General features: G+C 74.6%; 8 protein-coding genes. 2 read left to right on the top strand and 6 right to left on the bottom strand.

What is annotated here, in order from left to right:
- The first annotated feature begins 161 nt into the window (after nucleotides 1–161).
- Complete coding sequence (gene glpK / locus AB0M29_RS08770) at nucleotides 162–1,808, top strand: glycerol kinase GlpK (protein ID WP_365380971.1); 1,647 nt, start codon at nucleotides 162–164, stop codon at nucleotides 1,806–1,808.
- 10 nt (nucleotides 1,809–1,818) lie between these two features.
- Here the strand turns inward: glpK and AB0M29_RS08765 are convergent, their stop codons facing one another.
- The 4 genes from AB0M29_RS08765 to AB0M29_RS08750 all read right to left on the bottom strand — a co-directional run bounded on the left by AB0M29_RS08765 (nucleotide 1,819) and on the right by AB0M29_RS08750 (nucleotide 5,940).
- Nucleotides 1,819–2,430, bottom strand: a complete 612-nt coding sequence (locus AB0M29_RS08765) for an ATP/GTP-binding protein (RefSeq protein ID WP_365380968.1) — start codon at nucleotides 2,428–2,430, stop codon at nucleotides 1,819–1,821.
- Between the two features lie 106 nt (nucleotides 2,431–2,536).
- Nucleotides 2,537–2,929 (bottom strand): DUF742 domain-containing protein, encoded by a 393-nt coding sequence (locus tag AB0M29_RS08760; RefSeq protein ID WP_365380965.1) that lies wholly within the window; start codon nucleotides 2,927–2,929, stop codon nucleotides 2,537–2,539.
- 42 nt (nucleotides 2,930–2,971) lie between these two features.
- On the bottom strand, nucleotides 2,972–3,394 hold the full coding sequence (locus AB0M29_RS08755) for a roadblock/LC7 domain-containing protein (RefSeq protein ID WP_365380962.1): 423 nt from the start codon (nucleotides 3,392–3,394) through the stop codon (nucleotides 2,972–2,974).
- A complete protein-coding gene (locus AB0M29_RS08750; protein WP_365380960.1) occupies nucleotides 3,391–5,940 on the bottom strand; it encodes a nitrate- and nitrite sensing domain-containing protein in 2,550 nt (849 codons plus the stop codon). Before AB0M29_RS08750 ends, AB0M29_RS08755 begins: the two co-directional genes overlap by 4 nt.
- A 246-nt stretch (nucleotides 5,941–6,186) precedes the next feature.
- Here AB0M29_RS08750 and AB0M29_RS08745 point away from each other — a divergent pair, with 246 nt between their 5' ends.
- Entirely contained in the window at nucleotides 6,187–6,492 is a 306-nt protein-coding gene (locus AB0M29_RS08745; protein WP_365380958.1) for a hypothetical protein, read from the top strand.
- 33 nt (nucleotides 6,493–6,525) lie between these two features.
- Here the strand turns inward: AB0M29_RS08745 and AB0M29_RS08740 are convergent, their stop codons facing one another.
- Nucleotides 6,526–11,580, bottom strand: coding sequence for a hypothetical protein (locus tag AB0M29_RS08740; RefSeq protein WP_365380955.1), 5,055 nt, complete (start codon nucleotides 11,578–11,580; stop codon nucleotides 6,526–6,528).
- Between the two features lie 82 nt (nucleotides 11,581–11,662).
- Nucleotides 11,663–12,544 (bottom strand): hypothetical protein, encoded by an 882-nt coding sequence (locus AB0M29_RS08735; protein ID WP_365381044.1) that lies wholly within the window; start codon nucleotides 12,542–12,544, stop codon nucleotides 11,663–11,665.
- Between the last annotated feature and the right edge of the window lie 52 nt (nucleotides 12,545–12,596).

Below are 12,596 nucleotides of genomic sequence, written 5' to 3'. Positions count from 1 at the left end.
GCCGCGGACCGTACGGTCAAGGTTCTTGACGCTCCGTCACCACGGGAGAACACTTCCCGGTGCGCGGCGCCGGTTCGCGGGAGGGGACCCGGGTAACCGGCGGCCCGCGCGCGCCGTCCATTCCCGACACGGTCCGCTCGGACCGGGCAAGGGAGACTGACGTGAGCGAACAGTCCCTGACCTACGTAGCTGCGATCGACCAGGGCACCACCTCCACCCGCTGCCTCATCTTCGACAACGGCGGCCGGGTCGTCGCCGCCGACCGGCGCGAGCACCGGCAGATCCTGCCCCGCCCGGGGTGGGTCGAGCACGACGCGACCGAGATCTGGGCCAAGGTCCAGGCCGTACTGGCGGGCGCGCTCGCCAGGGCCGGGCTGCGGGCCGACGAGCTGAGCGCCCTCGGCATCACCAACCAGCGCGAGACCACGGTCCTGTGGGACCGGTCCACCGGCCGCCCTGTGCACAACGCCGTGGTCTGGCAGGACACCCGCACCACGGCGCTGTGCGCCGAACTCGGCGGCGCCCAGGGGCAGGACAGGTTCCGAGACGCCACCGGGCTGCCCCTGGCGAGCTACTTCTCAGGGCCCAAGGTCGCCTGGCTGCTCGACCATGTGCCCGGCCTGCGGCGGCGCGCGGAGAACGGCGAGATCGCCTTCGGCACCATCGACTCCTGGCTGATCTGGAACCTGACCGGCGGCACCGGCGGCGGCGTCCACGTCACCGACGTCACCAACGCCTCGCGCACCCTGCTGATGAACCTGGACACCCTGGACTGGGATCCGGCGATCCTGGCCGCCATGGACATCCCCGAGGCGGTGCTGCCGCACATCCGGCCCTCGGCGCAGGTGTACGGGACGGCCACCGGCAGGCTGGCGGGGGTGCCGGTGGCCGCCGCGCTCGGCGACCAGCAGGCGGCGCTGTTCGGCCAGACCTGCTTCGACGTGGGCGAGGCCAAGAACACCTACGGCACCGGCAGTTTCCTGCTGCTCAACACCGGCCGGCGCCCGGTGCCGTCCACGAACGGCCTGCTCACCACCGTCGGCTACCGGCTGGGCGGCGACCGCCCGGTCTACGCCCTGGAGGGCTCGATCGCGATCACCGGCGCCCTGGTGCAGTGGCTGCGCGACCAGCTCGGCGTCATCCGCTCGGCCGCCGAGGTCGAGGCGCTGGCGGCGAGCGTCCCCGACAACGGCGGCGCCTATGTCGTCCCCGCCTTCTCCGGTCTGTTCGCGCCCTACTGGCGCTCCGACGCGCGGGGGGTGATCACCGGCCTGACGTCGTACGTCACCAAGGCGCATCTGGCCCGCGCGGTGCTGGAGGCGACGAGCTGGCAGACCCGCGAGGTGGTCGACGCGATGTACCAGGACTCGGGTGTGCGGATCGGCGCGCTGCGGGTCGACGGCGGGATGACCGCCAACAGCCTGCTGATGCAGCATCAGGCGGACGTGCTGGGCGTGCCGGTGCTCCGTCCCGTGGTCGCCGAGACCACCAGCCTGGGCGCCGCGTACGCCGCCGGGCTCGCCACCGGCGTCTGGGACGGCCTGGACACCCTGCGGGCGCACTGGGAGCGCGACGCCGAGTGGACACCGCGGATGGATGAGCGGACCCGCGAGGAGGAGTACGGGCGCTGGCGCAAGGCCGTCCAGCGCAGTCTGGACTGGCTCGACGAGGAGGACACCGCGGCGGACGGCGGTGAGGGCACCGCGAGCGGCCCGACGGGCGCGGCACGGCGGCAGAGCACCGCGGCCCACCGGCGGGCCGGGAGCCGTACCGCCGACACCGTTGTCGGTGCGGGCGGGCGGCGGTAGGACGCGCCCCTCAGGTGGCGGCGGGCTCCCTGCGCTGCGCCGCCACCTTCGCCGCGTGCTCGACCACGGTGATCAGTACGGTCTTGGCGGAGTCCCGCTCGCGTGCGTCGCACAGCACCACCGGCACACCGCTGTCGAGGTCCAGCGCCTCACGGACGGTCTCCGGCGCGTGCAGTTCGGCACCGTCGAAGCAGTTGACGGCGACGGTGAACGGGATGCCGCGGCGCTCGAAGTAGTCGACCGCCGCGAAGCAGTCCTCCAGCCGCCGGGTGTCGGCCAGCACCACCGCGCCGAGGGCGCCTTGCGCCAACTCGTCCCACAGGAACCAGAACCGGTCCTGCCCGGGGGTGCCGAACAGGTAGAGCACCAGGTTGTCGTTGAGCGTGATGCGGCCGAAGTCCATGGCGACGGTGGTGGTCCGCTTGGACTCCACACCCTCGATGTCGTCCACCGGGCGGCCCGCCTCGCTGAGCGCCTCCTCGGTGCGCAGCGGTCTGATCTCGCTGACCGCGCCGACCAGCGTGGTCTTTCCGGCGCCGAAGCCGCCCGCCACCAGCAGCTTGAGCGCTACCGGTTCGTCGGCGGAGGGCTTGCGGCGGCGTTCCGATCGCGCGAAAGCCATGTCTGTCTACTTCCCTGCAGGGATGGGCACTTGCATGTGTGTTCCATGAGCCTAGCCCTGTTCGAACACCTTCCGCGCGCGGGGACGGATCACCGGCCGCACACGGTCACAGGGCACGCAGTCCGTTGATCACTTCGCGCAGGATGCTCTCGTCGACCAGCTCGGCCGGGGGCACCGGTTTGTGGATGTGCACGTGCTCGGCCTCCAGCAGATCGCCGACGAGCACGCGTACCACCCCGACCGGAAGGTCGAGGTCCGCCGCCAGTTCCGCGACCGAGGTGGCCTGGATCTGGCAGCGTTCCACGATGTCGAGGTGCTCGGGTGACAGCGTCTGGTCGTCGTGGGCGCCGCCCTCGACGCCGTCGGCCTCCGTGACCACCAGGGCGATGAGGTCGAGCCTCGCCTCGGCGGCGTGACTGGTACGACCACGCGTCATCGCGTACGGCCGCACCACCGGTCCTGCAGCGTCGTCGTACCAGCGGTCCGATTCAGAAGTCATGACACCCCGTCACCCAGTCACCCCGTTGGTCAGCTCAGGCGGTCAACCGCTGAGCGCGGCGCCGCCGTCGTGCCGTGCCGCGGTGCCCAGATGGGCACCTACCCGCTTGACGAGCAGAGCCATCTCGTACGCCACCTGGCCGACGTCGGATTCGGCCGTGCTGAGCACGGCCAGGCAGCTGCCGTCGCCCGCCGCGGTCACGAACAGGAAGGCGTCGTCCAGTTCCACCATGGTCTGCCGGACGCGTCCGGCCTCGAAGTGCCGTCCTACGCCCTTGGCCAGGCTGTGGAAGCCGGAGGCGACCGCCGCGAGGTGCTCGGAGTCCTCGCGGGTGAGTCCTTCGGATGCGCCGATGGCCAGTCCGTCGCCGGAGAGCACGAGCGCCTTGCGGATGCTGGCCACGCGGGAGACCAGATCGTCGAGGAGCCAGCTCAGCTCGCGTGTCGGGCTCGATGGTGCGGTCATCGACCGTTCCCCTCAGGTGTCGTTCTCGGTACTGATGTCGATGGGTCGTCGTCGCCGGTCGCGGTGGAGTGACCGGGTGCGGGGTCCGAGGCGGCCAGTTCGCGTCCGCGCTGCCAGCCGCGCTGGAACGAGGCCATCCGGTCGCGTACCTCGTCCGCCGAGCGCTCCCGGCCGCCGGAGCCCTCGCCGCCGGACGCGGGAGCCTCGGGGGCGGCCTCGACCCGCAGCTGGGGGGCGAGGTTGGCCTGCCGGACCCGGCGCGGCAGCAGGGCGCCGCCGCCCGCCGCGCCCGTGGCACCGCGCGCGGGCAGCGGTTGCGGCTGCGCGGGGGTGGGATCGGGATCGGTCTGCGGAACGCCCGGGGTGGGCGCGGTCGGTGTGCCGACCGGACGGCCGCGGTCGGAGACCAGCACCGGGGCGGTACGGGAACGCCGACGGCGCGGCAGCGGCAGCGGGTCGTCGAGAGCCGGGTCGTCGGTCTCGGCCAGCGGCAGTACGGCGGGCTCGTCCGGGTGTGCCACGTGCTCCTTCTGGGTCTCGCCGCCGATCGCGTCCAGCCCCCACTGCCGGAAGGTGTGTTCGGTGTCGCCCGCCGGTTCCAGTGCCCGCGGTTCGGCCTGCTCGCCGATCCTGGTGGAGCCGGTGTCGTCGCCGGTCTCGGTGAGCAGGCCCGCCGGGATCAGGACGACGGCGGTGGTGCCGCCGTACGGAGACTGGCGCAGCGAGACGCGGACGCCCTGGCGCTGGGCGAGGCGGCTGACCACGAACAGGCCGAGCCGGTCGGTGTCGGAGAGCTCGAACTCGGGTGTCTCGGCGAGCCGCAGGTTGGACTCCAGCAGCGCGTCCGGCGTCAGGCCGAGGCCGCGGTCGTCGATCTCCAGCACGAAGCCGTTGGCGACGGGTTCGCCGTGCAGCCGGACCGCGGTGTGCGGGGGCGAGAACACAGCGGCGTTCTCGATGAGTTCGGCCAGCAGGTGGGTGAGGTCGGCGACCGCGGAGCCGGTGACGGCCAGCCGGGGCAGGCGGCGTACCTCGATCCGCTCGTAGTCCTCGACCTCGGCGACGGCGGCCCGCACCACGTCCATCAGCTGGACGGGCTTGCGCCACTGCCGGGAGGGGGCCACACCGGAGAGGATCACCAGGCCCTCGGCGTGCCGCCGCATGCGGGTGGTCATGTGGTCCAGCCGGAACAGGTCGGCCAGTTCCTCGGCGTTCTCGGTACGGCGCTCCATCGCGTCGAGCAGGGTGAGCTGGCGGTGCAGCAGGACCTGGCTGCGGCGGGCGAGGTTCACGAAGACCTCGGAGACGCCCTTGCGCATGTCGGCCTGGCGGACGGCGGCCTCGACCGCGGCCCGCTGCAGCGTGTTGAGCGCCTTGCCGACCTGCCCGATCTCGTCGTCCGCGTACTGCAGCCTGGGCACCTCGGTCTCGACGTCGACCTGCTCGCCGGCGGCCAGCCGCCGCATGACGCGGGGCAGCCGGGTGCCGGAGACCTCCTGGGCCTCGCGGCGCAGCCCGGACAGGTCGCGGATCAGGCTGCGGCCGATCCGTACCGAGACGATCACCGAGGCGATCACCGCGATGAGGCCGAGGCCGCCGGCGACGGCCGCCTCCACGATCAGGGTCCGGGAGACCGGCTTGGCGTGGCTGCTGAACTGCGCGTAGGAGGTGTTGCCGAGCCTGCCGAGGTCGCCCATCGAGGAGGCGGCCTTGGTGGGCCAGGACTCCTGGGCGGCGATCATCGGCACGGTGTCGGGGGTCGCGTCCATCACCGCGTCCTCGGCGGCGCGCAGGCTCTTGCCGCCGGGGCTCTGCCAGTACGCGTCGTAGGGCGCGCGCTCGTCGTCGGGCAGCGTCCTGAGGTTGGCGGCGTAGTAGTTGCGCTGCTCGGCGACCGCGAAGGTGAAGGAGCGCAGTTCGGGCTTGCTGATGTGCCCGGTGCTGATCGCGGCTGCCATCAGCGCGTCCTCGCGGCTGACCTCTTCCTGGGCGCGGTTGAGGGCGACGACCGAGCGGCGCTGGCTGTTGATCGTCACGTCGCTGAGCGGGATCAGGTCCTCGAAGAGGTCGAAGGCGGGATCGACCAGCGTGTTGTACGCGTCGAAGGCGTCGTTGCGGGTGATCCGCTCGTTGTCGATCCGCTGCCGGAGCGAGGTGAGGCCGCCGAGGGTGCTGAGGAGGGTGTCGAGCCGGGCCTTGGTGCTGCTGTCGAGGTCGCCGCGGACACCGGAGGTGCTGATCTGCGTGCGCATCTTGAGAATGGACGCGTCGGTGGCGTGTTCCTGCTTGTTGAACGCGATCCGCGCTTCGCTGTCGCGGGTGTTGGCCAGATAGACCAGCGCCACCCTGCGCTCCGCCTGGAGAGCGCCCACGGTCTCGTCGGTGGGATAGCCGACGTTGTCGACTATTCGCTGGATGTGCGGCCGGTCGAGCAGCGCGCGCCCGGTGACAGTGGCGGCGAAGGCCCAGATGGCGGTCAGGGACACCAGTGGGATCAGCAGCAGCGCCACGATCTTCCGGCGGATCGTCGTACCGCGAAAGCGCATGGCCTCCCCAACGTCTCCCCCGATCGGGGGTCGTCTGTCGCGTTTAAACGGCGTGAGCCTACTACTGTCACAGCGGTAACTCGAAAGCCCGTCCAGAGGGTTGGGCAGGTCTGGCCGGATTCGTACCATGGAATGGTCCGGGAACTTTCGGGGCAGCCACTCCTTATGGAGAGCGAACAGTGGCGTCTTTGGGACGAGGAACCTGTCGGGACTCCGCGGATGCCCGACCCGGTCAGAAGTGCCGCCGTGCGTGCGGCGCTGATCGCGTCGGTGGCGCTGGTGCAGGCGGTGACGGCGATGCTGCTGGCCGTGGGGCACTCCTGGCTCTCGGCGCCCGTGCTGCTCAGCACCGTGCTGACGACCGTCGTCGCCACCTGGGCGGTGCTGGACGTGTGGGTGACCCGCCAGGTGTGGAACCAGCGCAACGGAGTGGTGTCCAGCCCGAGCAGCGCGGCGCGGGCCCTGCGCAGGGAGCGCCGCAGGGCCCGGCGGACCGCCCGCGCCACCGGAAGGTCCGCCCGTGGCCACATACCCCGCCACGTCGGGGTCTGAGCCGCCGCGCCGTCCGCCGCTTCCGGTGACGGACTAGGTGGCCTGGGGCGGCACGGACCCGGCGGGTACGGGGCCGGTGGACGCGGAGTCGCCGGGCTGCGAGCCTTCCGGCCGCGGCTCGGTGGGCTGGGACTGCTCGTCGGGCTGGGGCTCCGGCGGGCGGCGGAACATCCGGGTGGCGGTGATCTCGCCGTGCACCTGCTCGCCGTGCGGGTCGGGCACCGGCAGCCCGGGACGCAAGTGCTCCTCGACGCTGATGTACTTCAGCCCCGCGCGCAGGTCGGCGTCATTGCGCAACCTGACCACCAGCGGGAACTCGGCCAGCGCCGTGGTGTCGAACAGCCCGGTGGTGTAGATGAGCTGCACGCCCAGCGCGTCCGCGACGGCCCGCTGGAGCTCCAGCAGATACGTGGCGTTGGCCCGGCCGATGGGGTTGTCCAGGAACAGGGTGCCCGCGTGCCGCTGCTTGTCGCGGCCCCGGTCGTTGCTGCGCAGGGCGGCCATCGTGCAGTAGAGGGCGATGGCGGCGGTGAGGAGTTGCCCGCCGGAGAACACGTCGCCCATCTGCCCCACGGGCACCCGCTCGGCGCGCAGCACCGCGTCCGGCTTGAGGATCTCCACCGCGATACCGCGCGGCTCCAGGCCCGACGCCACTCCGCGCAGCAGCAGGGACATGCCGTCGCGGCGCAGGTCGGAGTTCTTCCGTACGGCGGAGCGCGTCGCCTCGTCGATCACCTCGCCGAGGCGTTCGGTGAGCACCGCCTGGTCGGGGTCCTCGAAGCGGATCCGCAGGAACTCCTGGCCCGACCACTCGCCGAGCCCCTCCGGGAGGCGGGAGAGCCGCTGAGCGGAGCGGAGCGTGGCGAGCGAGGACTCCACCAGTCCGCGCAGCCGGTCGACGATGCTGTCGCGGTTGCGCTCCAGCTGGTTCAGCTCGTCGGTCAGCACGCGCAGCCGCGGGGCGAAGGCCGCCGCCCAGGCCGCCGCGTGGTCCGGCAGCGCGGAGGCGGGCAGTTCCCTGATCTGCTGCCGGGCGGGCGTCCTGACCTGTTCGTAGCGCACCGCGTTGGCGTGCCGCACCAGGACGTCGGCGGCCTCGCGCAGGTGGGTCTCGGCGGTGGACAGGTCGGCCGCGCAGCCGCGCAGGCTCCGGCGCGCCTCGGCCGCGGCATGCCTGGCCTCCTCGGGGCTGCCGGGGTACGGCTCCGGCTCGTCCTCGTCGGCGGTCGCGTGGGCGCTGTCGCGCAGCAGGTCGCGGAGCATCGCGGCGATCTCCTCGAAGCCGCCCGCGGCGTCCTCCGCGGCCCGGTGCGCCCTGACCACGTCCGCGTGCGCGGCCCTGGCCTGCTCCAACGCGTCGGTACGGGAGGCGAGTTCGCCGTTGGCCGCGCGCAGCAGCTCCTGCGCGTGCTCGGCGTCGCGCGGCAGCAACGGGTCGGCGAGGTCGGTGTGCCGGTCGCCGTCGGCGGGCGCCAGCCGCTCGGCCTCGCCGCGCAGCCGTCCCAGCTGCTCGCTGGCGGTGGACGCGCGCGACTCCAGGGTCTGGACGAGCTGCTCGGCGCGGGCCGCGGCGGCCTGCCGGGACGGGCCGTCGGCGCCGTCGTGGCCTTCGAGGAGCTGGGCGGCGCGGCTGCGGACCTTGTTGGTGAGGCGTTCCAGTTCGACGAGCGCCGCGTTCTCGGTGCTCTCCGCGCGGGCCTGCTCGGCGCGCAGGTCGGCGCCGACGCCGACCTTCTCGTAGAGCTGGGAGGCCGCGCGGTACGCCTCGCGCAGGGCGGGCAGCGACACGGTGGGCGCGGCGGGTTCGGCGGCGGGGCCGTCGGCGCTCTCCTCGGGAGCGCCCGCGATCTCCGAGCGCTCGGCGCGCAGCACGCGGGCGGTGCGGCGGGCGTCGTCGGAGGCGCGCTGCGCGGCGCGGCGGTCCTCGTCGGCGGCGCGGGCCTGTGCCAGGCACACCTCGGCGCGGGCCTCGGCCTCGGCGGCGTCGGCGGCCAGCTCGCGCGACCGGCGCTGCCAGTTGGCGCGCTCGCGCAGCCGGTGGGCGAGTCCGGCCAGGGCGTCGGCCCGGCGGCGGGCCTGCTCGGCGGCGGCGCGGCGGGTGTCGTTCTCCCGGGCGGCCTCGGCGGACGCGGCCTCGGCCTCGGCCCGCTCGACGCGGATCGCGGCGAGTTCGGCGCGGGCCCGCTCGGCGGCCTCCTTCGCCGCGGTGACCTCGGCGGCCAGCTCGTCGAGACGGCCCTGCGGGCAGTCGGCCCGCCAGGACGCGAGCCGGGCGGCCAGGGTGCGGTCGTGGGCCAGCCGGGCGGCGAGGACCCTGATCTCCTCCTCGCGGGCGGTCGCGCGGGCGCGCAGCTCCTGGCGCTCGCCGTCGGCGGCGAGTTCGTCGTGCATCGCCGGGTTCGGCGGCACCAGGAAGACGTCCTGCTCCGCCACGGAGGCGGCCTGCGGCGGGGCGAGCAGCGCGGCGGCGGTGCCGACCGCGACCGTCGAGCGCGGCAGCAGGGCGGCCTGCGCCAGCACCTCCCTGGCCCGCTGGTAGGTGCCGGGGTCCGTCACCACGACCCCGTCGACCAGTTCGGGCCGCGCGGCCAGCACCACGGCGTGGTCCCCCGGGTCCACCGCCTGTGCCAGATAGCGCCAGCCGGGCAGCGCCGGGATGCCGTGCTCCCCCAGGTACTCCACCGTCGCCAGTACGTCGGGGCCCGGCGGCAGCAGTCCGCCGTCGCCCAGCGCCGCCAGGATGCGGGCGTCGTCCGCGGCCGCGGTCCGCAGCTCGAACAGCTGCCGCTCGGCGGCGCCGACGGCCCCGTCTAGCAGTTCCCGCAGCGGCTCGGCGAAGCGGTCCAGCTCCGCTGGGGTGAGGGCGCCGCGGTCGGCTGCGCCGCCTTCGGGGGCGAGCCCGTGGGAGGTCCCGTCGGCAGCCCGGCCGTGCGCGGCCCCGGCACTTCCCGGGGCGGCCTGGCCGCCCGACCTACGCTCGCCGTCGGCATCGGCGGCGAGGCCGTCGTACGCGTCGGCGGTCTCGTCGGAAGCCCGGCCGCCGTTCGGGCCCGCGGGCCCACCCGACGCGGCCCGGCCGCCCACACGCGGGCCGCTGTGCGCTGCCGCGTCCGTGCCGGGGCCGCCCGCAACCCCGCGCGACGCGCCGGACGTGCCGACGGAGCCGTCGGAAGCCCGGCCGTCATGGGAGGCCCGTGAGCCCGCGGCCGTGCGCGGATCGCCCGTCCTCCCGCCCGAGCGGGGGGACGGGAGGCTGAGGAGGGCGGTGAGCCGGGGGTCGGTGGACAGGGCGGTGGCGGCCACCGTGGTGGCGGTGTGGGCGGCCTCCACCGTGGTGAGCGCGTCGGCGGCGCGGGAGGCGGCGAGGTCGGCGCGCGATTCCGCGGCGGCCAGGTCACGGGCGCGGGCGGCGGCGTCGCGGGCGGTGTCCGCGGCGGCGCGGGCCAGCGCGGTGGCGCTCTGCTCGGCGTCGGAGGCGGCCAGGGCGGTGCGGGCCGGGTCGGCGTCGGGTGCGGAGTCGTCGAGCCAGCCCGCACTGACCGCCTCGGCGGTCTCCTGGGCGACTTCGGCGAGCCGCTGCCCGAGGTGCCCGGCCTCGCTGCGGGCCCGCTGCGCCTCGGTGGCGGCGGCCGTCGCGTCGCCGTGCGCGGCCTCGGAGCGCTCCTGGAGCGCGGCCGACCGCTCCTCCTCGGCGTCCGCCTGGCGCTCGGCGAGCCCGGCGGCGGCGTGCAGGGCGCGGACCAGATCGGCCGCGGCCCGGGTACGGGCGGCCAGCGCGGGGGCGGCGTCGCGCTCGGCCTCGCGGATGGCGGCGGTCACGCGCTCCAGCCGGTCGCCCGCCGCGCGGTGCCGCAGTACGGTCTCGGCCGCCTGCCAGGCGGCGTGCAGCGTACGGGCGTCGCCCAGCTCGCGGCGGAGCGCGGTGGCACCGCGGTCGGCGGCGGCCAGCGCCAGCGAGGCGTGCCGGTAGGCGAGTTCTGCGGCGATCAGGGCGCTGCCGCCGCGGGCCTGGTCGGCGTCGGTGACGGCGTGTGCGGCGCGGTCCATGTGCGCGGCCAGCTCCGCGGTCCTGCCGCGTTCCTGCTGGGCGCGGGCGGTGAGGCAGCGGGCCAGGGCGCGGGTGCGGCGCTCGGACTGGGCGTGGACGCCGCGGGCCTGGTCGCGGGCGGCGGCGCCGTCCACGATCCGCTCCAGCAGGTCCAGCGAGCCCGCGGTGAAGTCCCGCTCCGCGGTGAGTTCGGCGCGGCGGCCGAGCTTGCCCGCGAAGCCGTGCACGAGGTCGGCGAGGCCGTCGGTGTCGCGGGTGTCGGTGACGGCCCGCAGCAGCAGGTCGGTGAAGTCGGAGTCCTTCTTGACGGCGAAGAGTCCGGCCGCCTCGCCCTCGTCGGCGTTCATCTCCCGCTGGTAGCGGAAGAGTTCGGGGTCGAGGCCGAGGTCGCCCAGGTGTTCGTTCCAGCGGTCGTGGATCTCCTCCCAGACCACGTCCAGGTGCGGGTACGCCTTGCCCGCCTCGGTGACGGCGTCCCGGAACCCCTTCATGGTGCGCCGCCGACCGCGCGCGCCCGACTGACCCTCGACGGGCGGCCGTACGGCTCCGGCCTCGGCGACCGGCAGCGAGTCCAGGCTGAGTCCGGGGCCGGGCCGGAAGGAGTACCACGCCTCGGCGAACTTCCGCGGGTCGGTGGAGACCTGGCGGCCGCGCCACTCGCTGACCTTGCCGACGACGACGAGCTCGCCGGTGAGGGTGTGCTGCCACTCCAGCGCCACATGGCCGCAGTCCTCGGCGAGCAGGAACTTGCGCAGCACGCCGGAGCTGGCGCCGCCCAGGGTGTTGCGGTGGCCGGGCAGCATCACCGAGAAGATCAGCTTGAGCAGGACGGACTTCCCGCCGCCGTTCTCCAGGAAGAGGACGCCCGCGGGCGCCGGGCGGCGCGGGGGGCCGGTCGGCTCGTCCACGAAGAAGTCGCCCTGGGCGGGCGCGGGCTGCGGTACGGGCTCGCCGACCCCGCGCAGGTCGAGGACGGTGTCGGCGTAGCGCGCGCCCGCGGGCCCGATGGAGTAGAGGCGGAGTCGGGAAAGCTCGTACATGCGGCGGACTCTCGTGGGGTCGGGGTGGCGTGCGGCGGTCGGGTCGGGTCGGGGCGGGTCGGGCGGCGGAGCGGGGTCCGGGTCAGGGCGTGGCGTGGAACGGCAGCCCGGCGTCTGCCGCCAGGTCGAGGCCCCCGTCGTCGGCGGCCGCCGGTACGAGGGTGGCGGTGCCGTCGCCGACGGGCACGATGCCGAGGTCGAGGAGTTCGGCCATGGCCGCGCTGCCCGCCATGTCCCTGACCTGCAACTGGTAGCGGGCGGTGGTGCGGTAGGTGCCGCCGGACTCGTCGCCGGTGCGCTGCAGGAAGCCGGATTCCACGAGGAAGGCGACGGCCTTGCCGATGATGCCGGTGGTGGAACTCGCCAGCCGCCGGGCGTCCTTGGTGGCGCCGGTGGCGCTGCGGCGGGTGTAGACCCGCCAGGCGGCTTCCAGGCCGGGGGCGTCGCTGGCCGGGTCGGTGTTCTCGCCCGTCTCGTCGGCGCGGTCCTCCAGGCGGCGGCACGCCTGCCGGACGAAGGCGTCGACGCCGTGCACCGTGATGCGGCCGATGTAGCCGTCGTCGGCGAGGTCCTCGGGGCGGGGGAAGGCCAGCGCGGCGGCGGCGAGGTGGGCGAGGCCGTGCAGGAAGCGGTCGCCGGCGTCGGAGGCGGCACGGCGGGCGTAGTCGCCCATGCGGACGGCGAACACGGAGTCCTCGCCGGCGGCCAGCGCCATGCCCGCGCGGGGCGACACCTCCAGGACGATCAGGCCGAGTCCGGCCGCGACGGCGTCCGCGAGCCGACCGAACGCCGGGTCCTCCTGGTGCCGCCGGATCAGCTCGGCGTACTCCGCGTCGCGCGCGGGCAGCAGGCGCGGCTGGAGCCCGAAGGACACCAGGCGCGCGGCGTCGGCCGCGTCCGCCGCGGTCACCGCGGCCCGCGGCCCCGCCTCCTCCGCCCGCCCCTCGGGCCGCTCCGCCGCCACCTCGCGGTACTCGCTCAACTCTGCCTCTCCTCATCGGGTCGCTCCACGCCCG

The organism is Streptomyces sp. NPDC051976, from assembly GCF_040680795.1.
In the GTDB taxonomy this organism is placed as follows: domain Bacteria; phylum Actinomycetota; class Actinomycetes; order Streptomycetales; family Streptomycetaceae; genus Actinacidiphila.
The sequence above is the reverse complement of the archived record's forward strand: the minus strand, read 5'-3'. Positions and strand labels throughout refer to the sequence as shown.